The organism is Acinetobacter tibetensis (assembly GCF_023824315.1).
Lineage (GTDB): Bacteria > Pseudomonadota > Gammaproteobacteria > Pseudomonadales > Moraxellaceae > Acinetobacter > Acinetobacter tibetensis.
Genome location: NZ_CP098732.1, coordinates 1851473 through 1876366, shown reverse-complemented (window position 1 = coordinate 1876366; position 24894 = coordinate 1851473). Strand labels below are relative to the sequence as shown.

At 41.1% G+C, this 24894-nt stretch carries 27 protein-coding genes and 1 other RNA gene; 15 read left to right on the top strand and 13 right to left on the bottom strand.

Annotated elements, in window-relative coordinates:
• The first annotated feature begins 1 nt into the window (after nucleotide 1).
• The 6 genes from rseP to lpxA are packed head-to-tail and all read left to right on the top strand — an operon-like array spanning nucleotide 2 to nucleotide 6789.
• Nucleotides 2–1357, top strand: a complete 1356-nt coding sequence (gene rseP, locus M5E07_RS09140) for an RIP metalloprotease RseP (RefSeq protein ID WP_116758991.1) — start codon at nucleotides 2–4, stop codon at nucleotides 1355–1357.
• A 37-nt stretch (nucleotides 1358–1394) separates the two neighbouring features.
• Nucleotides 1395–3893 carry an outer membrane protein assembly factor BamA gene (gene bamA / locus M5E07_RS09135; protein ID WP_252218638.1) on the top strand — a complete coding sequence of 833 codons (2499 nt, stop codon included), beginning with the start codon at nucleotides 1395–1397 and terminating at the stop codon, nucleotides 3891–3893.
• A 47-nt stretch (nucleotides 3894–3940) separates the two neighbouring features.
• Complete coding sequence (locus M5E07_RS09130) at nucleotides 3941–4435, top strand: OmpH family outer membrane protein (RefSeq protein WP_116758992.1); 495 nt, start codon at nucleotides 3941–3943, stop codon at nucleotides 4433–4435.
• Nucleotides 4436–4438: 3 nt separating this feature from the next.
• On the top strand, nucleotides 4439–5509 hold the full coding sequence (gene lpxD / locus M5E07_RS09125) for a UDP-3-O-(3-hydroxymyristoyl)glucosamine N-acyltransferase (RefSeq protein ID WP_252218636.1): 1071 nt from the start codon (nucleotides 4439–4441) through the stop codon (nucleotides 5507–5509).
• A gap of 7 nt (nucleotides 5510–5516) precedes the next feature.
• Nucleotides 5517–5993 (top strand): 3-hydroxyacyl-ACP dehydratase FabZ, encoded by a 477-nt coding sequence (fabZ, locus tag M5E07_RS09120; protein WP_104442206.1) that lies wholly within the window; start codon nucleotides 5517–5519, stop codon nucleotides 5991–5993.
• A 7-nt stretch (nucleotides 5994–6000) separates the two neighbouring features.
• Entirely contained in the window at nucleotides 6001–6789 is a 789-nt protein-coding gene (gene lpxA, locus M5E07_RS09115) for an acyl-ACP--UDP-N-acetylglucosamine O-acyltransferase (protein ID WP_116758994.1), read from the top strand.
• A gap of 37 nt (nucleotides 6790–6826) precedes the next feature.
• Here lpxA and M5E07_RS09110 read toward each other — a convergent pair whose 3' ends face one another.
• Nucleotides 6827–7705: a YbgF trimerization domain-containing protein gene (locus M5E07_RS09110; RefSeq protein ID WP_252218634.1), complete on the bottom strand. Its 879-nt coding sequence runs from the start codon at nucleotides 7703–7705 to the stop codon at nucleotides 6827–6829.
• 285 nt (nucleotides 7706–7990) lie between these two features.
• Between M5E07_RS09110 and ffs the strand changes: the two genes are divergently transcribed.
• An RNA gene (gene ffs, locus M5E07_RS09105) (signal recognition particle sRNA small type) lies at nucleotides 7991–8087 on the top strand.
• 35 nt (nucleotides 8088–8122) lie between these two features.
• Here the strand turns inward: ffs and M5E07_RS09100 are convergent.
• The 4 genes from M5E07_RS09100 to M5E07_RS09085 all read right to left on the bottom strand — a co-directional run bounded on the left by M5E07_RS09100 (nucleotide 8123) and on the right by M5E07_RS09085 (nucleotide 11103).
• The gene (locus tag M5E07_RS09100; RefSeq protein ID WP_252218632.1) at nucleotides 8123–8716 is read right to left on the bottom strand and encodes a regulatory protein RecX; all 594 of its coding nucleotides are present in this window, start codon (nucleotides 8714–8716) and stop codon (nucleotides 8123–8125) included.
• A gap of 79 nt (nucleotides 8717–8795) precedes the next feature.
• Nucleotides 8796–9836 carry a recombinase RecA gene (gene recA, locus M5E07_RS09095; protein WP_252218630.1) on the bottom strand — a complete coding sequence of 347 codons (1041 nt, stop codon included), beginning with the start codon at nucleotides 9834–9836 and terminating at the stop codon, nucleotides 8796–8798.
• A gap of 147 nt (nucleotides 9837–9983) precedes the next feature.
• Nucleotides 9984–10424 carry an RNA-binding S4 domain-containing protein gene (locus M5E07_RS09090; RefSeq protein WP_116758998.1) on the bottom strand — a complete coding sequence of 147 codons (441 nt, stop codon included), beginning with the start codon at nucleotides 10422–10424 and terminating at the stop codon, nucleotides 9984–9986.
• Nucleotides 10417–11103, bottom strand: coding sequence for an HAD-IA family hydrolase (locus M5E07_RS09085; RefSeq protein WP_252218627.1), 687 nt, complete (start codon nucleotides 11101–11103; stop codon nucleotides 10417–10419). The genes M5E07_RS09090 and M5E07_RS09085 overlap by 8 nt, the downstream gene beginning before the upstream one ends.
• A 14-nt stretch (nucleotides 11104–11117) precedes the next feature.
• On the opposite strand from M5E07_RS09085, the gene M5E07_RS09080 reads away from it, so the two are divergent.
• The 3 genes from M5E07_RS09080 (at nucleotide 11118) to M5E07_RS09070 (ending at nucleotide 13379) form a co-directional block, all read left to right on the top strand.
• Nucleotides 11118–11975, top strand: a complete 858-nt coding sequence (locus tag M5E07_RS09080) for a 3'(2'),5'-bisphosphate nucleotidase CysQ family protein (protein ID WP_252218624.1) — start codon at nucleotides 11118–11120, stop codon at nucleotides 11973–11975.
• Nucleotides 11976–12027: 52 nt separating this feature from the next.
• Nucleotides 12028–12762, top strand: coding sequence for a phosphoglycerate mutase family protein (locus M5E07_RS09075; RefSeq protein WP_116759001.1), 735 nt, complete (start codon nucleotides 12028–12030; stop codon nucleotides 12760–12762).
• A 332-nt stretch (nucleotides 12763–13094) separates the two neighbouring features.
• Nucleotides 13095–13379, top strand: coding sequence for a hypothetical protein (locus M5E07_RS09070; protein WP_252218621.1), 285 nt, complete (start codon nucleotides 13095–13097; stop codon nucleotides 13377–13379).
• 129 nt (nucleotides 13380–13508) lie between these two features.
• Here the strand turns inward: M5E07_RS09070 and rpsT are convergent, their stop codons facing one another.
• Nucleotides 13509–13775: a 30S ribosomal protein S20 gene (rpsT, locus tag M5E07_RS09065; RefSeq protein WP_016167735.1), complete on the bottom strand. Its 267-nt coding sequence runs from the start codon at nucleotides 13773–13775 to the stop codon at nucleotides 13509–13511.
• Nucleotides 13776–13990: 215 nt separating this feature from the next.
• Between rpsT and M5E07_RS09060 the strand changes: the two genes are divergently transcribed.
• The 3 genes from M5E07_RS09060 to M5E07_RS09050 are packed head-to-tail and all read left to right on the top strand — an operon-like array spanning nucleotide 13991 to nucleotide 15985.
• The gene (locus tag M5E07_RS09060) at nucleotides 13991–14656 is read left to right on the top strand and encodes a Rossmann-fold NAD(P)-binding domain-containing protein (protein WP_252218616.1); all 666 of its coding nucleotides are present in this window, start codon (nucleotides 13991–13993) and stop codon (nucleotides 14654–14656) included.
• Between the two features lie 12 nt (nucleotides 14657–14668).
• Nucleotides 14669–15181: a ribonuclease E activity regulator RraA gene (gene rraA / locus M5E07_RS09055; protein ID WP_252218613.1), complete on the top strand. Its 513-nt coding sequence runs from the start codon at nucleotides 14669–14671 to the stop codon at nucleotides 15179–15181.
• Between the two features lie 24 nt (nucleotides 15182–15205).
• Nucleotides 15206–15985: a glutathione S-transferase N-terminal domain-containing protein gene (locus tag M5E07_RS09050; RefSeq protein ID WP_252218611.1), complete on the top strand. Its 780-nt coding sequence runs from the start codon at nucleotides 15206–15208 to the stop codon at nucleotides 15983–15985.
• 67 nt (nucleotides 15986–16052) lie between these two features.
• Here M5E07_RS09050 and M5E07_RS09045 read toward each other — a convergent pair whose 3' ends face one another.
• Together M5E07_RS09045 and M5E07_RS09040 are read right to left on the bottom strand one after the other, a co-directional pair.
• A complete protein-coding gene (locus tag M5E07_RS09045; protein WP_252218608.1) occupies nucleotides 16053–16751 on the bottom strand; it encodes an SIR2 family NAD-dependent protein deacylase in 699 nt (232 codons plus the stop codon).
• An 18-nt stretch (nucleotides 16752–16769) separates the two neighbouring features.
• Nucleotides 16770–17738, bottom strand: coding sequence for a LysR substrate-binding domain-containing protein (locus M5E07_RS09040; protein ID WP_252218605.1), 969 nt, complete (start codon nucleotides 17736–17738; stop codon nucleotides 16770–16772).
• Nucleotides 17739–17968: 230 nt separating this feature from the next.
• Between M5E07_RS09040 and M5E07_RS09035 the strand changes: the two genes are divergently transcribed.
• Nucleotides 17969–19183 carry an acyl-CoA dehydrogenase gene (locus M5E07_RS09035; RefSeq protein WP_252218602.1) on the top strand — a complete coding sequence of 405 codons (1215 nt, stop codon included), beginning with the start codon at nucleotides 17969–17971 and terminating at the stop codon, nucleotides 19181–19183.
• Between the two features lie 111 nt (nucleotides 19184–19294).
• On the top strand, nucleotides 19295–20521 hold the full coding sequence (locus tag M5E07_RS09030) for a CaiB/BaiF CoA transferase family protein (protein ID WP_252218599.1): 1227 nt from the start codon (nucleotides 19295–19297) through the stop codon (nucleotides 20519–20521).
• A 37-nt stretch (nucleotides 20522–20558) separates the two neighbouring features.
• Here M5E07_RS09030 and M5E07_RS09025 read toward each other — a convergent pair whose 3' ends face one another.
• From M5E07_RS09025 to M5E07_RS09005, 5 genes are all read right to left on the bottom strand, one after another.
• Nucleotides 20559–20906: a hypothetical protein gene (locus M5E07_RS09025; RefSeq protein WP_228157490.1), complete on the bottom strand. Its 348-nt coding sequence runs from the start codon at nucleotides 20904–20906 to the stop codon at nucleotides 20559–20561.
• Nucleotides 20907–21050: 144 nt separating this feature from the next.
• Nucleotides 21051–21827 (bottom strand): 3-oxoadipate enol-lactonase, encoded by a 777-nt coding sequence (gene pcaD, locus M5E07_RS09020; protein WP_252218597.1) that lies wholly within the window; start codon nucleotides 21825–21827, stop codon nucleotides 21051–21053.
• A gap of 62 nt (nucleotides 21828–21889) precedes the next feature.
• Nucleotides 21890–23095: a 3-oxoadipyl-CoA thiolase gene (pcaF, locus tag M5E07_RS09015; protein ID WP_252218595.1), complete on the bottom strand. Its 1206-nt coding sequence runs from the start codon at nucleotides 23093–23095 to the stop codon at nucleotides 21890–21892.
• Between the two features lie 449 nt (nucleotides 23096–23544).
• Nucleotides 23545–24198, bottom strand: coding sequence for a 3-oxoacid CoA-transferase subunit B (locus M5E07_RS09010; protein ID WP_252218593.1), 654 nt, complete (start codon nucleotides 24196–24198; stop codon nucleotides 23545–23547).
• 13 nt (nucleotides 24199–24211) lie between these two features.
• Nucleotides 24212–24892 (bottom strand): 3-oxoacid CoA-transferase subunit A, encoded by a 681-nt coding sequence (locus tag M5E07_RS09005; RefSeq protein ID WP_252218590.1) that lies wholly within the window; start codon nucleotides 24890–24892, stop codon nucleotides 24212–24214.
• Between the last annotated feature and the right edge of the window lie 2 nt (nucleotides 24893–24894).

Below are 24894 nucleotides of genomic sequence, written 5' to 3'. Positions count from 1 at the left end.
CATGAATGCCTTGTTTATTATTGTTGCGGCAATTTTATTGCTCGGGCCTCTCATTGCGATTCATGAGTTCGGACATTATTTTGTAGCACGTAAACTAGGCGTCAAAGTTTTAGTTTATTCCATTGGCTTTGGCCCAACTGTGTTGAAATGGACATCAAAAAAGTCAGGTATTCAATATCAATTGTCTGCTTTGCCTTTAGGTGGCTATGTCAAAATGTTGGACGAGCGCGAAGGGAATGTGGCAGAAGCTGATTTACCTTATGCGTTTAATCGCCAACATCCATGGAAGCGTATTGCGATTGTGGCTGCTGGCCCATTAATCAATCTTATCTTTGCAGTTTTATTGTTCTGGGTATTGTTTTTACCAGCTCAAGAGCAGTTGAATACTCGTATTGGTAAGGTCTTGGTGAATTCACCTGCTGCAACGGCACAAATGCAAGTTGGTGATAAGATTACAGCAGTTGATGGTGCGAAAACATCGACTTGGGAGCAATTAAACTTTGCTTTGGTTGATCGTGCTGGTGAAACGGGTGTCATTCACATTGATGCAGATCGAAATGGTCAAGCAACATCTTTTGTACTTCCTATTCAGAATTTCTTAAAAGATCAGAATCAATCGCCATTAGATAGCTTGGGCTTTATTCCTTATCGTCCACACATTCCTGCAACTGTCATGAAATTAAATGAAGATGGTGCAGCAATTCGTCAAGGAATGAAAGCAGGAGATCGCATTGTTGCAATTGATGGCGTGAAAATGAAAGATTGGTTTGATGTGGTGGAGGTGGTGCAAGCTTCACCTGAAAAACTACTCAAAATTGATGTATTACGACAAAATCAGTTGGTGCACTTGGAAGTGATGCCTCAAGGTAAGCGAGATAACATGGGTAATGTATCTGGTGTGCTTGGTGTGCAAAATAATCCTGGTCAAGTAGTGATTCCTGAAGAATACAAACAAACTATTCAGTATGGTCCCGTAGAGGCATTTGGTAAGGCACTTGATAAGACAGGGCAAATTAGTACCATGATCCTGAATTCTATCGTTAAGATGGTTCGTGGTTTAATTGGTTTTGAAAACTTATCAGGTCCAATCACGATTGCAAAAGTTGCAGGACAAAGTGCTGAAATGGGATGGCAAACCTTCATTTCCTTTATGGCGCTTATGAGTGTAAGTTTGGGAATATTAAACTTATTGCCTATTCCTATGTTGGATGGTGGGCATTTAGTGTACTACTTTGTGGAATTGATTCGTGGTAAACCTGTTTCTGAACAAATACAATTGGTTGGTTTAAAAATTGGTATGGTACTGTTGGGTAGCATGATGCTCCTTGCATTATTTAATGACTTTATGCGTTTATAACAACGTTGCTTTGAAATTAACATCGGAAAAGACTGGCATGCAGCACACACATTTATTTATGCCTTTGGCGCTGGTTAGTGCTATGGCAGCAGTACAACAAGTATATGCAGCGGATGAATTTATTGTTCGTGATATAAAAATTGATGGACTCGTTCGTTTAACTCCTACCAATGTGTATACCATGTTGCCAGTGAGTAGTGGTGATCGTGTTGATGATCAGGCTATTTCGAATTCAATTCGTGCACTATATGCTTCAGGCATGTTTGATGACATTAAGGCATCGAAAGACGGTGATACGCTTGTATTTAAAGTGATTGAACGTCCTCTTATTTCTAAAATTGAGCTAAAAGGCAATAAACTTATTCCTAAGGAAGCTTTGGAAGAAGGCTTAAAGAAAATGGGCTTGGCTGAAGGTGAGGTGTTAAAGAAATCAACACTTCAAACAGTTGAGTCTGAATTAGAGCAGCAATATGTTCAGCAAGGTCGTTATGATGCTGATGTAAAAGTGACAACTACAGCAAGACCAAATAACCGTGTAGATCTATTGCTCGAGTTTAATGAAGGTAAAGCTGCTAAAGTTGTAGATATTAATGTCATTGGTAACACTGTTTTTAGTGATAGTGACATTCAACAAGCTTTTGCTGTAAAAGAAAGTAGCTGGAGTTCAATTGTTTCACGTAATGACCGTTATGCACGTGAAAAGATGGCTGCAAGCTTAGAGGCATTGCGTGCTTTATATTTAAACGCGGGTTATATCAACTTTGATATTACCAACTCAAGTTTGAACTTGAGTGAAGATAAAAAGCGAATTTTTATTGAAGTTTCAGTAAGTGAAGGTCAGCAATTTAAGTTTGGTGAATCTAAATTTTTAGGAGATGCATTGTATAAGCCTGAAGAATTGAAGGCAATGCAGATTTATAAAGATGGTTCAACCTATTCGCAAGAAAAAGTAAATGCTGTTAAGCAGTTGTTATTACGCAAATATGGTAATGCTGGCTATTATTATGCAGAAGTTAATGTTGTTCCACAAATTAATAATGAAACGCGTCAAGTTGATCTGAATTATTATATTAATCCAGGTCAGCAAGTGACTGTACGTCGTATTAATTTCACAGGGAATACCAAAACTTCTGATGAAGTATTACGTCGTGAAATGCGCCAAATGGAAGGTGCTTTAGCAAGTAATGAAAAAATTGACTTGTCTAAAGTGCGTTTAGAGCGTACTGGTTATTTCAAAACAGTAGAAGTTAAACCAACTCGTATTCCGAATATGCCTGATCAGGTGGACTTGAATGTGAATGTTGAAGAGCAGCATTCCGGGACAAGTACCTTGGCAGTCGGTTATTCACAAAGTGGTGGTGTCACATTCCAAGCAGGATTGAGCCAAACCAACTTTATGGGAACGGGAAATAGTGTTGCAATTGATCTTTCTCGTTCAGAGACTCAAGATTACTACAACCTGAGTGTAACTGACCCGTATTTCACCATTGATGGTGTGCGTCGTGGTTACAACATGTACTACCGTAAAACCAAGCTTGATGATGATTACAACGTAAATAACTACGTAACAGACAGTTTTGGTGGGGGTATCAACTTTGGTTATCCAATTGATGAAAACCAAAGTATTAGTGCGGGTTTAAATATTGATCAAACAGAAGTAACAACGGGTCAGTATGTTTCTACTTATGTGCGTGATTATTTGCTTGCAAATGGTGGAAAAGCGAAACATCGTGCTGAGGATGTTTGTACAGGAACGTTGACACCTGTGTATGGTGATACTTCAAAGCCAACAACAATAACAAGCTATGACTGTGATAAGGATTTGGTTGATTTTGATGATGAGTTTCAGGGTGACTTCCTTACATACAATCTAACCTTGGGTTGGTCATACAATACATTAAACCGCCCTGTATTCCCTACAACTGGTCAGTCTCACCGTGTCAATGCGGAAATTGCCTTACCTGGAAGTGATGTTGAATACCAAAAAATTACTTATGATGCACAGGCGTTTTTACCTCTTGGTAAGGACTTTGTTTTGCGTGGTTATGGTAAGTTAGGTTATGGTAACGACTTACCTTTCTATAAAAACTTCTATGCAGGTGGTTATGGGTCAGTACGTGGTTATGACAACAGTACTTTAGGTCCAAAGTATGATGGTGTTTACTATAGTGAAACGGGGCAAACAGACCCATCACCAGAAGAAGTGGGTGGTAATGCTCTAGTTCAATTTGGTACTGAATTGGCATTGCCTTTACCGTTTAAAGGGGATTGGACGCGACAAGTCCGCCCAGTGTTGTTTGCTGAAGGGGCACAAGTATTTGATACTCAATGTGATGTCTTTAGTACAGACGCTGCAAAGAAAACCTGTAAAGATGAATATGGTTTTGATTTAGGTAACATGCGTTATAGCGTTGGTGTAGGCTTTACTTGGATTACCATGATTGGTCCATTATCATTAAGCTATGCTTTCCCACTGAATGATAAGCCTGGTGATGAAACTAAAGAACTTCAATTTGAAATTGGTCGTACTTTCTAAGTACGATCATTTTTAAACCAAAGATAATATACAATAAGGTTTAATTCATGCGTAATATAATCAAAGCTTTAGCTGTTTCGAGTGTTTTACTCAGTTCTGTTGTACATGCGGCTGGTTATGGTGTTGTTGATTTAGAGCAAGTGGTTGAAAATAGTACATATTTAAAAGCACAAAATGCAAGTCTACAGCAGTCGATCAAGCCTCAAACAACTCGATTAGAGCAATTGAGTAAAGAGCTGGAAGCGATGAAGCAGAAAGCCCAACGTACTAAACTCTCAGAAGCTGAAATGCAGAAAATGAGTGCGGAATACCAAACTAAGTTAAACGAGCTAAACGGTATTCAGCAGGGTTTACAGGGTAAAGTTCAGGCATCTTTGCAAGTGATGAACAAGACCTTGGATTCTCGTATTAAACAAGTTGCTGAGCAATTGCGTAAAGAAGGTAATTTAGATGTAGTGTTGAACAAAAACTCTGCACTTGCCTATGACGCTAAGTATGATTTAACTGATAAAATGATTCAAAAGGTTAATGCAATTAAGTAATCAATGAATCTTAACAAAAAAAGTTTAGAAGACCTAGCTCGTCTTGTACAAGGCGAGTGTATAGGTCAATCCAACCTTGTTATTCAAGGTTTAGCAAGCTTAGAAGCAGCATCTGTGCACAATATTTCGTTTGTGACAGATGAAAAGTATTTAGATAAAGCGCTTGCCTCAAAAGCAGGTGCTCTTATTGTCACTCAGGCTTTACAGGAAAAATTGTATAGCCATCAAAATTTTATCCTCGTTCAAAATCCATATCTTGCTTTTGCAATTCTGACGCATGTGTTTGAGAAAAAGCATACAGATGTTGGTATTGAAAGTACTGCTCAGATTCATCCTTCAGCGATTATTTCGGATTCGGCTTATATTGGTCATTATGTCGTTATTGGTGAAAATTGTGTTGTTGGAGATAACACTGTAATTCAACCACATGTGCGTATTGATGATGCTGTTGAAATTGGTAAGGATGGATTCATTGATTCGCATGTTACGTTAACGGGCGCATGTAAAATTGGCGATCGTGTGCGTATACATGCCAATACAGTGATAGGTGGAGAAGGTTTTGGTTTTGCACCTTATCAGGGGAAATGGCATCGCATAGCTCAATTGGGGTCTGTTCAAATCGGAAATGATGTCCGAATTGGTTCAAATTGTAGTGTTGATCGTGGTGCTTTGGATGATACCATTTTGGAACATGGTGTTAAGATTGATAACCTTGTGCAAATCGCGCATAACGTTAAAATTGGCGAAAACACCGCGATTGCTGCAAAGAGTGGGATTGCGGGTAGCACGACAATTGGCAAAAACTGTATCCTTGCCGGTGGTTGTGGTGTTGTGGGACACATTTCAATTGCGGATAATGTGACAATTACAGGAATGTCAATGGTCACAAATAATATTTACGAGGCGGGAAGTTATTCTGGTGGTACAGGATTATTTGAAACGCCGCAATGGAAGCGTACAGTTGTAAGGCTTCGACAATTAGCAGATGTGCCATTGACCCAATTAGTCAAACGACTTGATCATATGCAGACTCAAATTGAGTCCCTTGAATCAACTTTTAAATTGCGTAAATAGAAATATGATGACTGAGTCGACTTTACTATCATTTACGAAACCAGAATTGCCAATGCATATTCAGCAAATTCGTGAATATTTACCACACCGTTATCCATTCTTATTGGTTGATCGTATTGTTGATGTAACTGATAATGGGATTGTGGGTTATAAAAACGTTTCAATTAATGAAGAGTTCTTACAAGGACATTTCCCGAATTACCCAATTATGCCTGGCGTATTAATTGTTGAGGCCTTGGCGCAAGTGTCAGGTATTTTGGGCTTTATTATGAACAATGAGAAGCCGAGTGAAGGTTCTTTGTTCCTTTTTGCAGGTGCAGAGAAGGTGAGATTTAAAAAACAAGTGGTTGCAGGTGATCAACTTGTATTAAAATCTGAGTTAATTATGCAAAAACGTGGTATTTACAAATATAATTGTATTGCCACTGTTGATGGCGTAGTCGCAACAACCGCGGAAATTATGGTTTATCATCAGAAAGTATAGAGCAGGCATGAGCAATAACGAATTAATTCACCCAACCGCTATTATTGACTCATCAGCAGTAATTGCTCCAGATGTGCAAATTGGGCCTTATTGTATTATTGGTCCACAGGTCACAATTGGAGCGGGAACAAAACTTCACTCACATGTTGTGGTTGGAGGCTACACGCGTATTGGTAAAAATAATGAAATTTTCCAGTTCGCGAGTATTGGCGAAGTATGTCAAGATCTTAAATACCAAGGTGAAGAAACTTGGTTGGAAATTGGTGATCATAACTCGATTCGTGAGCATTGCAGTTTGCATCGAGGCACCGTACAAGATCAGAGCTTGACCAAAATTGGTAGTCATAACCTGTTGATGGTGAATACCCATATTGCACATGATTGTATGGTGGGTGATCACAATATTTTCGCTAATAATGTAGGCGTGGCGGGTCACGTTCACATTGGTGATTACGTTATTGTTGGTGGAAACTCAGGTATCCATCAGTTCTGTAAACTTGCTTCATTCAGCATGATTGGTGGTGCATCTTTAATTTTGAAAGATGTTCCTGCTTATGTTATGGCTTCTGGTAATCCTGCACATGCTTTTGCAATGAATGTAGAAGGCATGCGTCGTAAGGGCTGGTCTAAAGAAGTAATTCAGGGTTTACGTACAGCGTTTAAGCTTATTTATAAAGAAGGTTTGACGACAGTTGAGGCAATTGAGCGTATCCGTCAGGAAATTTTGCCTACGGTGGCAGAAGCTCAATTGTTGCTTGACTCTCTGGAGCAGTCTGAGCGCGGCATTGTGCGTTAATTTGCTGTAAAAAAAGACACCTTAAGGTGTCTTTTTTTTATTTCTTAAAATAGCCAGCTTCTTCACTTTTTGGATATCGTTTTAAGAGTTTGGCTTTGTATTGATTTGCCAGTGCTGTATTACGATCTACATCTTTGGCGATGCTATACAGTTGATAAAGCGCTCGAGAGGCTTTGGAAGATTGAGAGTATTGGTTGACCACAATATTATAATTTCGCTTGGCTTCAGTATAGTTGGTTGGTTCTATGGCTAGATTGAATTCTGCTAACCAAAAATATGCATTACTAATATAAACGCTATTGGGGTGATTTTTGATAAAGTTTTGCATTGGAGCAATTGCTTTTTTCGCACCTCCTTGTTTATAGGCATCTAATGCGACTGTATAGGCTGCTTTCTCTAAATCGGTAGTTTGTTGTTGGGTGTTTGCTGTGGCTGTTGTATCCGTGTTGATGGCTTTGGTTGGGGGGATTGCTACGGGTGTGGGGTTGCTAGCATTGTTTAATGTTGCTGGAGTGGTGGTGCTGTTGGAACTGGGAGAAGTATCTTGTTGATTATCCTCCGTTTGGGTAGTGCTGTCAGGGTCAACCTTTTGTTGTAATAACTCTAAACGCTGATCTAGGTCGGTATAGCGGTTGTTGAGGTCATTTTTAAGTTGCTCAATGGTATTTTCTTGTTCTTCAATGCGTCCACGTAGACTTCGAATATCATTTTCAAGCTGTTGATTTTTTTGCATGAGTTGCCAATTTAGATTGGTTGGCACAGTTGCTTCTGGTGTTGATGAATTGGTGTTGGAAGAGTTATAGCTTGAACCTGAATCGCTTTGACTTAAGCCACGTGTTTCGATAGGTACATTGGCATATAACGTAGTGCTGCTGAGTAAGGTGAGTGCATAAATTGCATGCTTATATTGCATCATAAAACATATCCATTTTGTATTACTTGCTTAAAGCCTTGAGTTTGTGTGGCTTTATTCATTTCATCTTGAACACATTTAAAATGTTCGGGTAAGGAAAAGCAATAAGTGTTTGCAAACTTGTCGTATGTTTAAAGTAAACTCATCCTGCATGAAGAAGATAAATGGTGATAAATCTGTATTTTTGTATTTTAAATAATCAAATGAATAGCTTAGCTATATAAAACTAGATTAAAGGCTTGCAACTTGAGTAAAAATCTCTATACTCTGTTCTTGCAATGGTAGCCCTGCCGGTTACTTCGCAATTGCACTCTGCGAACCCCGCCAGGACCGGAAGGTAGCAACGGTAGTAGAATTGTGATGTGCCGAAGCTTTGCTGGTAGGGTTGCCACCATTTATTTTTATAACATTTTATTATAATTAATCTTCAAACTCCTTTTGGTTAATTGCTTTCATAATTGCGTCCATATCAAATCCTCTATATTGTAAAAAGCGTATCTGCTTCGCTTTCAGTTTTGCATCTTTCTCAACAGCATAACCAAATTTCTTGATTTTCAGTTGATAGGCTTGTTCAGCCCAATCGATTTCTTTCAATTCGTCTTGAATGAGGTCGCTGTTAATTTTCTTGTTTTTTAATGCTAATTTGATGCGTTGTGGCCCTTTCCCTTTTCTTTTTTGGCTTGATAGGACAATTTCTGCTACGCGCTGATCGCTTTGATAGTTCTGCTCGGACAATTCATTTACAAGATTTATGACTTCCTCGCGATTTGCTGCGTAGGTTTCGATCTTTTCAATCAGTTCGGCTTTGGAGAATTCTTTACGGGTGAGTACAGCAAATGCATAAGAACGTAAGCGTGAGCCTGTTAGCCCTGTATTTTGAGGTGGTTCAGCCTCTATAGCAGCATTATTGTAATCCGTTGCATCTGGTGACAGTGTGTACTCAGAATGAGAAGTTCCAAGCTCTTGTTTTAAGCTGTTGTAGTCAAGCAATTTAGGGAATTTTGATTGGCTCATACTATATCTAATCTTGATTGAAAAACGCCCCGAAGGGCGTTTGAGTGTAACAGGTATATTTTATAAATAAGCAGGCGATTTAAGCGTCGAGCAAGAGGTCAGATTCTTCTTCTTTATCTTCTGCAACACCACCCGTTGTTAATAACTGGTCACGAATAATGCGTTCCACTTCTTGTGCCAATTGTGGGTTTTCTTCAAGGTGGCGAATGACATTGTTTTTACCTTGACCAATTTTGTTACTTTGATATGAATACCAAGCACCCGCTTTTTGGATGATGTCTTGCTGAACTGCAAGATCGACTAATTCACCTAGCTGGTTAACGCCTTTGCCATAAAGAATTTGGAAAAGTGCTTCTTTAAATGGGGGTGCCATTTTGTTTTTAACCACTTTAACTTTAGTTTCTGAACCTACAATTTCGTCGCCTTCTTTAACTTGACCAATACGACGAATATCAAGACGAACAGAAGCATAGAATTTTAATGCGTTACCACCTGTTGTGGTTTCAGGGCTACCGAACATCACACCAATCTTCATACGGATTTGGTTAATGAAGATCACCATACAGTTTGAACGCTTGGCATTCCCTGTAATTTTACGTAAGGCTTGGCTCATTAAGCGTGCTTGCAAGCCCATATGTGAGTCACCCATTTCGCCTTCAATTTCAGCACGTGGTGTTAGTGCAGCAACAGAGTCGACTACGATTAAGTCAATTGCACCAGAGCGGACTAACATGTCTGCAATTTCAAGTGCTTGCTCACCGTGGTCGGGTTGGGAAACCAAAAGGTTGTCAATATCAACACCAAGCTTACGAGCGTATTGTGGATCAAGTGCATGCTCAGCATCGATAAAGGCGCACGTACCACCCGCTTTTTGACATTGTGCAATGGCTTGTAATGTCATGGTGGTTTTACCTGAAGACTCAGGACCGTAAATTTCAACAATACGACCCTTTGGTAAGCCACCAATACCTAGTGCAATATCGAGTGTCAATGAGCCTGTTGAAACAGCTTCAACAGCTTGTACTGTATTGTCGCCAAGGCGCATAACTGTATTTTTACCAAACTGTTTTTCAATTTGGCTTAGGGCAGCATTGAGTGCCTTACTTTTATTCTCATCCATCTTACAACCTCAAAACTTTGTCACTTTACTTTTAACTCAAGTGGATGTCTTACATTGCAAACGTTTTCCACTTCAGTATAGTGACAGAATTATTTCTGTTATTCTATGCCTGTTATATCTTGTGCGACATAACATGACGTGAGTAATTTAATCATCATTATATGACCAATCTTGGCCAAATTGCTGATCATTTTCTTGTTTAAATTTACTGATTTGTCGGCGATCTTTTTTCGACGGTCGATGATCAGGTCGAGCAAGATTATGCAATTTTCTTTGGGATGCAAGCAATTCCCTTTTTGCTAAACTGACTTCAGTTTCTTCATATAATTGCTGAGCAATGGGGGCAGGGCCACGCACATTAGAAATTGCTTTAACAACGATCGTTTTTTTTTCAAAACCTTGTTGGATGGTAAGTTCCATACCTACACGAACTTCTTTAGAAACTTTGACACGTTCGCCATCGAAATGGACTTTACCACCTTCAATTGCAGATTTGGCAATGCTTCGAGTTTTAAAAAAACGTGCAGCCCACAGCCATTTATCGATACGTACAGTTTCAGCAGGAAGATTTTGCTCTGCTTTAGGCATATTGCTTTTGTTCCTCGGCTTGTTCAAGTAAGGGAATTAAGTCGGTGAGTATATCAAGCATTGGGAAGTTGGATTTCTCACGCACTAATCCTGTAGATGAGGGCTGTTGGATCGTAATCAAATGCTGTAGTCCAAATTTTTGTGCACCCAGTAAAACTTTTTCAGTGTCATCAATAAAGTAAGTTTGCTGCGCGTCAAAAGGATGTAACTGATGTAACTTCTCCCAAAAGGCAGTAAATTCTTTGGCATGGCCTAGCGTTTCACTACTGACAATCACGTCAAAATATTGCCCAATACCTGTTTGCTTAAGTTTAAATTCTAGACTGGCACAGTCCGCATTGGTCGCTAACCAACATGGATAATCATTGGCTTTCAGATATTCTAATAATTCAATACAGCCTTCACGGCGGCTCACTTTATGTTGCTGCTTTTTTTGTAATGCAAGCACATCAAAGCCGACTTTAGTCGACCAAAAATGTGAAGAATACCAGTTTAAAGTGTGACTATGTTCTTGATAGAATTGGAATAGGACTTCTTTACTTTGTTCGATCGAACACTGATGCACATCAGCATACTGAATGGGCACAAGCTGATTCCAAATCAGGTCATCATAAGCAAGATCGAGTAAGGTTCCGTCCATATCGAAGATAATGGTCGGTTTTTGAGAAAAGTTCGACATATATAAGGTGATCTATGTTTAAAACAACAACAGCGCCGCAAGATGCAATGATCTTGCAGCTTGTGCCCATTGTGACACAAGCGTGCGAAATTTTGCGAGAAGAATATCAACGATATTGTGCTGGTGAACAGTTTGATATCACGAAGAAACATGATGACTCACCTGTCACGCAGGCAGACTTTAGAGTGAATCAATATATTACAGAGGCTTTGGCACAGCAATCTGTAGATATTCCCTTACTGTCAGAAGAAGGTGAGTATGATCAACGTCAGCAATGGCATCGGTTTTGGTTGCTCGATCCATTGGACGGCACCAAAGAATTCTTACATAAACGTTCTGAATTCACCATCAATTTAAGTTTGGTTGAAGGTGTGCATACGGTTTTTGCAGTCTTGGCAATTCCAGCGGAACAGGTCGTGTACTTTTGTCCTCTGCAAGGGATGCCATTGAAGTTAAATCTAAGTACACAGCAGTGGTATGTGTATGAATTGGAACACTCAATGGCTGCGCCAGTGCATATAGGTCTAAGTCAGAGTGCACAGCATAAGTCTGAATATACGGCGTATTTAGATGCGTTGAAAGATATGACTAGCTATGATGTATTTAAAGCGGGGAGTGCCTATAAGTTTTGTATGATTTTGGAACATAAGGTGGATATTTACCCTCGTTTTCACCCCACCAGTGAATGGGATACCAGTGCGGGACAATGTTTAATTGAGCGAATTGGTGGTGGATTGGTTGATTTTAGAGGGCGACCATTTGTATATAATCAACGAGAGACCTTGTTGAATGGTGGTTTTATTGCCTATCGAAATGCAGAGATGAAAAAACTCGCATTACAAGCACTTGCAGTAATGCAGAGTAAGCATTGAGCAAAACAATTAAAATGTTATAGTGTAAACTCGACGGAAGCATGATGGTCTTATGGCATTAGAACGACTCCCACATAGTATGTTAAAAGCAATAGATTTATTGCCAGATACGCATACTCCAGTCACATTATTTACACGTCATTCCATTCGTGAAATGGTGAGTGGGCAAGGCTTGGCTGGTTATGATTTACAGCTAACACCACAAGGGCGTGATTTGGCGCAAGCATGGGGGGGACACTTAATTGCTCAGACCGATCGGACTATTCAGCATTGTATTTCTAGCCCTATTCAGCGTTGTGTAGATACTGCTGCTTTAATGATTCAAGGGGCGGATTCAATTAGCCTGCAAAACAATACGCATCATATTGAAATAGTGCAGCAAGGACTCTTGGTTGAGCCAGGAAGTTTTGTGCTTGATATTAAACAGGCAGGCCCTTATTTCCGTGAACAGGGTGCTTTGGGATTTATCAATAGCTTTGTAAATAATGCTTTACCTGGCATGAAACACCCCATACGAGGTGTGGTCGATGTGCTTGAATTAATTTATAACACGCATCCACAGCAGCATAATGGGCTTAGCCTAGCAGTGAGTCACGATACCATTATTGCTGCAATTATTGCTGTAATTTCAGGTCGAAATGTAATTACTCAAGAAGACTGGCCACAAATGATGGAAGGCTTATTTGTCTGGTTTGAAGGCGATGAGTTTTTAGATTCAAAACTAAAATGGATTTGGCGTGGTGAATTACACGAATTAAATATTCGACAGTTTAAACAACATCATTAGAATCAAAAACTCCGATATATTCTATTTTATCTGGCTGAATAATTCTTTATATGTGTACTCCTGCAACGGATGGTGTAGATTCGTCAAAAGCATAATATAATAATTCATAAGATCATGTTTTTAATGATTTATTTTAAAATATAAAAACTTAGCCACAGCATGTTGGCTTGTATTGTAAAAAAGCCAATTAGGCTGAAAAATTGCTTTCTAGTATTGAGATTCCGACCTATGCCGAAGCAATAAGTCCTGCGGTAAAATTGGCCGTGAAAATGGTTGTGAAGCTTTGCATAAAATTGAATTACCAAGTTTTGAGCAAAAATTGCTAGCTCAAAGTGGTCAGCCAAACCAGTAATGGAAGTGGTAATAAAATCTCTTTGGCGACCTGTTCAACAAAATTAAGCAGTCCAATCTGGACGATGGCAGCAGATACGCAGTCTATTCGTCAAGAAAATCAGTATCTTGATTTGAATAAGGGATATTGGGTCGATAATCAGGCGGATTTGATTCGTTATTCATGTACTAATGGGGCGAATCGGAAATGGAGTATGTTGACTCCGAATACCCATTTAATTTTATCTTATTTGAAGCCTAAAAATTTAGCTGTATTGGTAAATTAAAAATTTCGCTCCTTCACTTCTGTTGAGGGCATATTCGATATCTTTTATTTTTAATTAGACCATGGAATTGAAAAGTCAAAAGGTATAGACGTAAAAAAAGCCCAGATGGGCTTTTTTTAATACAACAAATTAGTTAGCTAACGCTTTAACTTGTGCATTTAAGCGGCTCTTGTGACGAGCAGCTTTGTTTTTATGGATGATGCCTTTATCAGCCATACGGTCGATTACAGGAACAGCTTTTTTGTAAGCTTCTGTAGCAACAGCATGGTCACCAGCAGCGATAGCAGCTACTGTGCGTTTGATGTAAGTACGAACCATAGAACGCAAGCTTGCGTTGTGTTTACGTGCTTTAACGTTTTGACGAGCACGTTTTTTTGCTTGAGCAGAGTTTGCCACTCGTGCACTCCTTGAATTAGATTGGTCTGGGCGGGCTGTAATTCATACTGAAAACCAACATCAGTAGAACTATCACCAGCCCGTAAACAAGTGGCATATTTTGATTAAACATGGCCACGAAGTCAAGTCTTGACATGCTTTGACAACATTTTAGATGCAGAAAAATGTTAAAGAAAACGTTAGATTACTCATAAACCATGGAGAACGGTCAAAAAATGATAAATTCGATTCAAAATGCAATTGTGATTGGCGCGACAGGTCTTGTTGGTCGGACCTTAATAAAACAATTAAATGAATTAAGTAGTTGTGAGCAAATTACTGCGGTGGTTCGACACTATGATGTCGAGTTAAGTCAGTTGGAAAAAGTCCATCAATTCGTACTTGAAGATTTTTTGTTACTAAATGATGAAGATGTGCACGGTTATAGCCATGCATTTAGTTGTTTAGGATCAACTTTAAAAAAAGCAGGCTCAAAAGCACAGTTTTATAATATTGATTATGAGATAAATGCACATTTTGCGGACTTATTTGAAGGATTGGAAACGCATTACTTGTTGGTCAGCGCACTAGGTGCCAATCAGAAGTCACCAATTTTTTATAATCGTGTGAAAGGTGAGTTAGAACAGCATATTCGTGAATTGGCTTTAGCGAAGACTTCAATACTACAACCTTCTTTATTGCTAGGGGAGCGGTCAGAACAACGGTTGCTAGAAGGTGCTACTCAGCGTTTATATCAAAAGATGTCGCATTTGGTACCAGATTCTTTTAAATATAAGCCAGTGACTGCAGAACAAGTGGCTCATACTATGGTCGTGGCAGCTCAATATCAGACTGAAAAGTTTGAGATTTATGATAATTTACGCATACAAAAAGCTCAATAACTGGAGAATGAAGTGGCAACTGTTCCTTTTGTAACTTGTGATTTATTAGATGATAATCCTGAAAAAGAGCTTCAGGTGGTTACTCCATCGATGGATGGTAAATTCTTTAAAAGTTATGGTGCTCGTAAAACCTTTGGTGGTCAGGTGGTGACTGTAAAGTGTTTTGAAGATAACTCCCGTGTTAAAGAACTACTGGCGACCGATGGTCAGGGTAAAGTCCTTGTGGTAGATGGGGGAGCTTCAATGCGCTGTGCGCTCATGGGGGATTTGATCGCTGAGTCAGCAGTCAAGCACCAGTGGAATGGTGTGATTATTTACGGATGTGTTCGTGATGTGGATGCCATTGCGGAATTGGATTTGGGTGTACATGCATTGGCTGCAATTCCACAAAAAAGTAATCGTAAAGGCATAGGCGAAACGGATATTCCGCTCTATTTTGGTGGGGTAAATATTCAATCTGGCGATTACATTTATGCCGATAATAATGGCATTGTGGTGGCTAAAGAACCCTTGGTCGAATTATAAGACCATTAAAAATAAGGACAAAACATGGTGAATCATCAAATAAAAGTTATTCAAGCTTTGGCTTCATCATTCGCGGAAGGTGGTCGAGGAGTCTCTGGTACAGCATTTCCAAAGCAACCAGAGAAATCATTGAAACTCTATGAATTTGAAGGTTCTCCATTTTGTCGCCGTGTGCGTGAAGTTTTAACTTTATTGAATTTGGATTATGAAGTTTATCCATGTCCAAAAGGTGGAACAAAATATCGTCAAATCGTAAAGCAATTAGGTGGGAAAAAACAATTTCCTTTCTTCATTGATGAAAATACTTCAACGCAGATGTATGAGTCGCAAGACATCATCCATCATCTGTTTGAACATTATGGGCGAACAGGGAAAACACCGAAAAAATTTGCGCATTATCCTAAAATTCCTGTCATGGCACTTGCTGGAACGATTATTAATGGTGCGCGTGGTGTTTGGGTAGACAAGAGAATTATTCACCGTGAAGCACCACAACACTTACTCCAGTTATGGGGATTTGAAGCCAGCCCATTTACCCGTGTGGTTCGTAGTGTACTGACAGAATTGGAACTACCATTTGTATTCCATAATGTGGCAAAAGAACGTTGGCAAGATATGGGACCAGCCGTATTACGACTAAAGCCTGGCAAGTATGTTCCCCTTAAAGAAGGTAAACGTGAAAAGGTGGTGGCGCTGATGGGGCGTGATATTCAAGTGCCATATTTGGTTGACCCAAATACCCAAGTAAAGATGTTTGAATCGGCAAAAATCGTCAACTATCTTAAAAAGCAATATGGCGCTTAAGATCGGATGTATTCAAAACCTAAACTTAGACTGGAGGTTGGAGAACGATTCAATCCGAGTTTAGGGTTTAAGTGGTCAATAGCTTGAATAATTGTTGCATGCCTTCGGTTGCGGTTTGTGCAATAAGTTGATACTGCGGAGGCATGGTTTGTTGATGCGCTTTGGGGTCAATATAATACGCTTTACAGTGTGGTGGAATTTCATGAATTAATCCTGCAACAGGATAAACTTCTAAGCTGGAACCAATCACAATAAAAATATCTGCATGCTGCACAATTTTTTGTGACTCGGCATAAGCCGGTACAGCCTCGCCAAACCAGACCACATGCGGGCGCAGTGGGTAGCCCTCGGGACAAAGATCCTTTTCTAAATTAAGCTCCCAACCCTGTATTGGATAAAATTCTGTTGAATATTCAGCATGGGGTCCTGAACTCTTGGTGAGGCGAATATTGCCATGTAAATGCAGTACATTGTCATTACCTGCACGTTCATGCAGATCGTCAATATTTTGTGTAATGACATTGAGATGATAGTGCTGCTGTAATTGGGAAATGAGTTGATGAGCACGGTTTGGTTGAGCGTGTAAAATATGTTTACGTCGTTGGTTATAAAAATCTTGAACCAACTGTGGATTTCTTGCCCATGCTTCAGGTGTGGCGACATCTTCAATGTTGTAATTTTCCCAGAGTCCATCGTGATCACGAAAGGTTTGAATACCACTTTCGGCACTCATACCAGCACCTGAAAATACCACTAAGTTTTGCATGATTTCCTCATTGTTTACTTATTCTTGGGCTTGGGTATCCACTGGAGTGAAGTTTGAAATCGCCTTTACTTCATGTTGAATCCAATCGACAAACTTACTCAAGATAGTTGATGGCGCTTGACTAGAATGCACCAAATAATATGCACGATTACTCGGTAATGGACTACTACTAGCAATCACCAAGGTTTGATTTTTTAGTTCTTGTTCAATCAGCATTTGTGGAATTAAAGCAACGCCCATTGAATGCGATGCCGCTACAGCAAGCATGGAAAACAGCTCATGTCGTTGTCCTTCGTCAGCTTTAGGATGATCGATTCGATGTGCTTGAAACCATTCCTGCCAAATCGTAGGTCGTGTGGTTTGCTGTAATAAAGGAAGTTGTGTAACTTGCTCTGGGTTTAAATGATAGCTGTATGGGGTGAGTTTTTCTGCGTTTGGGAAATGTTTCAAAATAAGTGAAGGTGAGCAAACAGCTATCACATCTTCATGCATTAAAAAATGGGCTTGGATGCTTGGCCAGTGTTCAATTTGTTGCTCAGTACCTGCATAAATGGCTGCATCGAACATTTGCTCATGAAAAAGAAAGGGCTTGGTACTGGTTTCCAAATGAATGGTAATTTCAGGATAACGCGTATTAAAAACGTGGAGTTTGGGTAATAACCAACGAGTCGCAAAGGTCGGCACAACACCGAGTTTTAGTGTCCCCCCTAAACCTTTATGTGCCATGACTTCTTGTGTGGATTTTTCTAAACCGAGTAAGTGAGGTTTTATCGCCGCATAATATTGTGTACCCGCAATGGTCAGTTCCATACCATGTCGTGTTCGTGTAAATAACTGAATATCTAAGAACTCTTCCAATTGCTGAATTTGACGTGATACTGCACTTTGGGTCATGGACAGTTCTAAAGCAGCATGCGTGTAACTGGCATGTTTAGCTGCCGATTCAAAGCAGAGTAAGCTCTGCATAGAGGGAATTTTTCTTCTCATTAGCGTTGTCATTCTGTCGTTAGGATATTTCAAAAGTGCATAAAGCATGTAGATTGAATCATAAGAACATACTGTAGAAATGCCATTTTTAACACCTTATTGTTTTTTAAATGTGAAAATATTAAAGAAGATATGTGTTTTAAGCATATCTGCATGCGAATTATTCGTTTGAATTATTTTATGTTCAGGCATAGCATCAGTACAGATAACAAGACCTAGCAGAGGATGCAATGAACCAAATGGTGAATAAAAAAGCAGCACGTGTACAATTTGATTGGAAAGATCCATTTTTAATTGAGCAGCAACTCACAGAAGAAGAACGCATGATTCGTGATACGGCATATGCCTATTGTCAGGAACAGTTAATGCCACGTGTATTGGAGCAGTTCCGTTATGAACGAACTGATGTTGGTATTTTCCGTGAAATGGGAGAACTTGGCTTATTGGGGCCAACGATTTCTGAACAATATGGCGGTGCAGGTTTAAATTATGTGAGTTATGGCTTAATTGCACGTGAAATTGAACGTGTAGATTCAGGCTACCGCTCTATGGCGAGTGTACAAAGTTCTTTGGTGATGGTGCCAATTCAAGAATTTGGTACAGAACAGCAAAAACAGCAATATTTACCAAAACTTGCATCAGGTGAGTACATTGGTTGCTTCGGTTTAACTGAGCCAGACCACGGTTCAGACCCAGGAAGCATGATTACACGTGCTAAAAAAGTAGCAGGTGGTTATCGCTTATCTGGTGCGAAAATGTGGATTACCAATAGCCCAATTGCAGATGTATTTGTGGTGTGGGCAAAAGAAGTATCTGAAGAAGGACATGTGGGTGACATTCGTGGCTTTATTTTAGAAAAAGGCTGGGAAGGGCTTTCGGCACCTGCGATTCATGGCAAAGTGGGTTTACGTGCATCAATCACAGGTGAAATTGTGATGGATAACGTTTTTGTGCCAGAAGAAAATGCGTTTCCTGAAATTCGTGGTTTGAAAGGTCCATTTACCTGCTTAAATAGCGCGCGTTATGGTATCGCTTGGGGCGCGATGGGTGCAGCAGAATTTTGTTGGCATACTGCGCATCAATACACAATGGACCGTAAACAGTTCGGCCGCCCTTTAGCAGCAAACCAACTTATTCAAAAAAAACTTGCTGATATGCAAACTGAAATTGCTTTAGGGCTACAAGTTGCCTTGCGTTTTGGACGTATGAAAGATGAAGGGATTGCATCGGTAGAAGCAACCTCTCTAATCAAACGTAACAACTGCGGTAAAGCTTTAGATATTGCCCGTTTAGCCCGTGACATGATGGGTGGCAATGGGATTAGTGATGAGTTTGGTGTTGCACGTCATTTGGTCAATTTAGAAGTGGTGAACACCTATGAAGGCACCCATGACGTGCATGCATTGATTCTTGGTCGTGCGCAGACGGGTATTGCTGCATTCTAATTTAAAAAAATCATTTTGATCAAAATCAGGGTGCTCGAAAGAGCATCTTGAGGGCAAATGCATCTTTGAAAATCAAAAGTAAAATGAAGATGCAAGATTGAGGAGCAAAAAATGGGTGCGTTAAAGGGAATTCGGGTTTTGGATCTTAGCCGAGTATTGGCGGGCCCATGGTGTGGGCAAATTTTGGCAGATCTCGGTGCCGAAGTCATTAAAATTGAGCGTCCCCAATGTGGTGATGACACTCGCATGTGGGGGCCGCCGTGGATGCGAGATGCTCAAGGTGAGCTTACCCGTGAGTCGGGTTATTACCAGTCAGCCAATAGAAATAAATATTCGGTTGCGATTGATATTACACGCTCAGAGGGGCAGGAAATTCTGCATGAAATGGTCAAAACAGCAGATGTCGTGATCGAAAACTATAAAGCAGGTTCATTACAAAAATATGGTTTGGATTATGAAACTTTAAGTGATATTAATCCGAATCTGGTTTATTGCTCGATCACAGGTTTTGGACAAACAGGACCACGTGCGGCTGAACCAGGCTATGACTTTATCATTCAGGGTATGTCTGGACTGATGAGTATTACGGGTGAAGAGGAAGATTCAGGGCGTGGTGCACAAAAAGTGGGTGTCGCTGTGGTCGATATTCAAACGGGTTTATATGCCACGATTGCCATTCAGGCTGCGTTATTGGCTCGTCATCAAATTGGACGAGGGCAACATATTGATTTGTCTTTGCTGGATGTTCAGGCGGCAGGTTTAGCCAATCAAGGTATGAATTATCTGACCACGGGTGCATCTCCAAAGCGTATGGGAAATAGCCATCCAAATATTGTGCCTTATCAGACTTTTAGCGCAAAAGACAAAGAGTTTATAGTCGCTTGTGGTAATGATAAGCAGTTTAAAGATTTCTGTATTGCGATTGGTTATACCTCACTATTGGAAGATGGGCGTTTTAATCGAAATCAGGATCGAGTGCGCCACCGAGACGCGTTAATTGAATTATTGTCTGCTCATTTTGTACAGCAAAATGCGGAGTCGTGGGTGAGTGTGATTCATGCATTTAAAGTCCCTGTTGGGTTAATCAACTCTGTTGCTGAAGCTTTACAAGAACCCCAAATTCAACATCGGGAAATGGTGGTGAATATACAACATCCGCTTAATCCAGAGTTCCAGATGATTGGTTCACCTATAAAATTGTCAGAAACACCTGTTGAATATCATCATGCACCGCCACAATTGGGAGAACATACCATGTCTGTGTTGTCTCAATTTAAGGCGGAGCATGAATTACAACGGTTAAAGGCTATGGGTGTGATTGATGGTAAAATAGCCTAAGCAAATTGATTATTAAAAATATGACCTAGAAGGGCATTTAATTCTGTTTAAGATCAAAAAAGTTTAACCAAGGTTTTCTTTGATTTGAATCGATGAGTTTGATGCTCTTTATAAAATAAAGTTCATCTTCATTACTAGGACCAACAATACGTCCAGCATTAATTTCATAAGACAGATCGACTACAGCTTGGCGACCTTTGTATTGGTTTTTGAGTTTCTCACCCAGTGAGTCTTGATCAAACTCAAACCAATCACCACACTGCTGACTACAATAGGCGTGATATTTTTTTCCTTGCTGATCTGTTAAACCGAGTCCGAGATCATCTACGCCACCTCCATAAATGATGGTGTAGGTTTCGAATTGTGAATTTGCAAAAGCGGACATACTTGAAAGCATAAGAATACAGTTGAAAAAGTATTTTTTCATTTTTATAAATTCTAGGGGTTATGAAGTTTGTGGACGGTATTTAAACAAACATTTTAGACAAAGAAAAGCCTCAGCAATGTGAGGCCTTTGGGGGCGGTGTTCTTATACAAGAAACTGTTTTAAAGCTTCATTAAACGCCGTTGGCTGTTCCACATTAGAAATATGCGACGCATCAATTTCTACCAACTGACTGTTCGGAATCTGACTCTGCATAAACTCAGCATCCGCCACGGTTGTCACAGGATCTTGCCGTCCTGCAACAATCAACACGGGCACTGTAATTGTCTTTAATTGTTCCCGAACATCCGCTTTAGCCAAAGCTTCACAACAACTCGCATAACCTTCTGGGCTGCCAGCACCTAAGTCGTTTGAAAGCGTTGCAACTGTTGCTGCGTTGCTTTGGATAAAGGGAACTGTAAACCATCGCGAAGCTGCGGTGTCCGCGATGGATTGTAAACCTTGAGATCTGACTAAAGCCGCCCGATCCAGCCACGCCTGCTCCTGACCAATTTTAGCTGCCGTATTACACACCACCACATGGCTAAAACGCTCAGGATAATGAATAGCCAACCATTGACCGGTTAAGCCTCCCATAGAAATCCCACAAAATGCAGCGTGTTGAATCCTTAAATGATCCAGCAAATGAATCACATCTTCCCCCAATTGTTGCAGGCGATAAGGACCTTGCGGGGTAGAGGAAGCACCATGGCCACGCGTGTCATAACACACCACAAAAAACTGCTCTTTTAAAGCATTAAACTGCTGCTGCCACATGCCATAATTGGTGCCCAAAGAATTGGAAAATACCAAAGCAGGATTGCTGGCATCACCAAAAGTTGCGTAATTGATGGTTGCATCATTTGAAATAAATGTTGGCATAAAATCCCTCCCGACCTCCCTTTAAAAAAGGGAGGGGAAATATCTTAAATAGTTATGATTTGTTAAACCCGCTGAATAATCATTGCAATGCCTTGACCGACACCAATACACATTGAACACAAGGCATAGGTTCCACCCGTTTGTTCCAATTGGTTTAAAGCCGTGGTGACTAAACGCGCACCCGATGCACCGAGTGGATGCCCCAAAGCAATCGCCCCACCATTTGGATTCACCTGTGTCGTATCGTCTGCCAGACCTAGGTCACGGGTAACCGCCAGTGCTTGTGCCGCAAACGCTTCATTCAGCTCAATCACATCCATCTGTTCAAGACTGAGATTGGCTTGTTTGAGGAGCTTCTTAATCGCTGGCGCTGGGGCAAAGCCCATGATGCGCGGTTCAACCCCCACAGCCGTAGATGCAATAATCTTGGCACGGGGTTTGAGGTTGTACTGTTGAATCGCCTGTTCCGAAGCAATCAGTACAGCAGCCGCACCGTCATTGATGCCTGACGCGTTTCCCGCTGTGACGGTGCCTTCTGCTGTGACGACTGGCTTCAGTTTAGCCAAACCTTCTAATGTGGTCGATGCACGTGGATGTTCATCTGTATCCACCACAATTGGATCACCCTTACGCTGCGCAATACTTACAGGGACGATCTCATGTTTAAAAAAGCCTTGAGCTTGCGCGGTTGCGGTGCGCTGTTGACTCGTCAAGGCAAACTGGTCTTGATCTGCACGATCAATATGAAACTGTTGTGCCACATTCTCTGCGGTTTGCGGCATGGTCTCTACACCATACATGGCTTTCAGCTTCGGATTGATAAAACGCCATCCCATGGTGGTGTCTTCAATCTTCTGGCTACGACCATAAGCCGTTTCCGACTTGCCCATCACAAAAGGTGCGCGAGACATACTTTCCACACCACCTGCAATGATCAGATTCGCTTCACCGGCTTTAATCGCACGGGCAGCCATGGCAATCGCATCCAACGATGAACCACATAAACGGTTGACTGTTGTTGCTGGTACTTCAACTGGTAAGCCCGCCAATAATGCCGACATACGACCGACATTGCGGTTGTCTTCACCGGCTTGGTTGGCACAGCCGTAAATCATGTCATCGACTTGGGTCCAATCGACACTGGGATTACGTTGCATTAAGGCTTGAATCGGTACGGCACCCAAGTCATCGGCACGGATTGGGGCTAAACCACCTGCATAACGGCCGAATGGGGTACGGATGGCATCGATGATATAAGCGTTTTTCATTCTTACGTTTCCATTTTGAAATCTGTTGTTGTCACTGCCACAAATGATGGATTTATTCATTTTCCTTTGCGTAGGCAAAGCCTCACTTTTGATAGGGCAAAAGTGACAAAACCCTTTGTTACTCAGACACAACATCCTTGTTGTGCTGAGCAACGAGGCGACATCCTTGTCGCTAGCCATGTGAGCAAAGACAGTTTTAAATTTCTTTCCCAGCATTTGCTCGTGCTCAACGTCATCAACAACCTACTCAAATCCTGATCAGGATTGTTTTTGCAATCCAATTGGATAGATGCCTATAGTGAACAGGTTTTGTTGATGACAAAGTTTTTCTTGCGTGACGTTGTCACTCATTTTTTAAAAAAGTAACAAGAACGAGCGGTTGGACTTTGAATCCCCCTTTAAAAAGGGGGAAACTCCTCCCTTTTTAAAGGGAGGTCGGGAGGGATTAATTATCCTTGTGTCGCATCCACCAACGGAGCGCCCGTCATGGCCTGCAATTCTGCAAAGCTTAGACCGTCGACTTTCTCAATCACATTTAAGCCGTCTGCGGTGACATCAATCACACACAGATCGGTGTAAATACGATCGACACATTTCAAACCTGTCGCGGGATAGCTCAATTCAGCCACGATCTTCGGTTCACCTTGTTTGGTCACATGGTCGGTGGTGATAAAGACCTTCTTAGCACCGACGGCTAAGTCCATTGCACCACCCACAGCCGGAATTGCATCGGGTGCGCCGGTATGCCAATTGGCCAAATCCCCATTGGCCGCGACTTGGAAGGCACCGAGAACCGCAATATCCAAATGCCCACCCCGCATCATGGCAAACGAGTCCCCATGATGGAAAAAGGCTCCGCCTTGTAACATGGTCACATATTCTTTACCTGCATTGATCAACTCAGGATCTTCTTCACCTGCGGCGGGCGGTGGACCAAAAGCCAATAAACCATTTTCAGAATGTAAGAACACATCTTTATCTGAAGGCAGATAGCTGGCTATCTTGGTCGGTAAGCCAATACCGAGATTGACATAAGCCCCATCAGGAATATCTTGTGCCACACGTTCTGCAATTTGGTTACGGCTGAGTTTTTGATAGCTCATGATGTTCTCCTGATTACACAGCCACAGGTTCAGGTTGAACCTGTACCACATGTTGAACAAAAATACCTGCGGTGATGATGTGTTCAGGGTCTAAAGCACCGAGTTCCACCACTTCAGAAACTTGAGCAATGGTCACATTGGCTGCCATGGCCATGATTGGGCCGAAGTTACGTGCCGACTTGCGGTAGACCAAGTTGCCCCAACGGTCGCCTTGCTGGGCTTTAATCAAAGCGAAGTCGGCTTTGATTGGATATTCCAGTACATAATCTTTACCGTCGATATGGCGGGTTTCTTTGCCTTCGGCCAATAAGGTGCCGTAGCCAGTTGGGGTAAAGACTGCCCCGAGTCCCATGCCTGCGGCTTGAATACGGCAAGCGAGGTTACCTTGAGGGACCAGTTCCAATTCGATTTTGCCTGCACGATAGAGTTCATCGAAGACCCAAGAGTCGGACTGACGCGGGAACGAACAAATGACTTTTTTCACGGCACCGGCTTTGAGTAATTTCGCCAGACCATAGTCACCATTACCAGCATTGTTACTGACGATGGTAAGGTCTTTAATGCCGAGTTGAATTAAGCCATCAATCAGTTCAGCAGGCTGTCCTGCGGTACCAAAACCACCGATCATGATGGTTGAGCTATCCTTTATTTGCGAAAGTGCTTCTGTTAAAGAAGCTAAACTTTTATCAATCATAA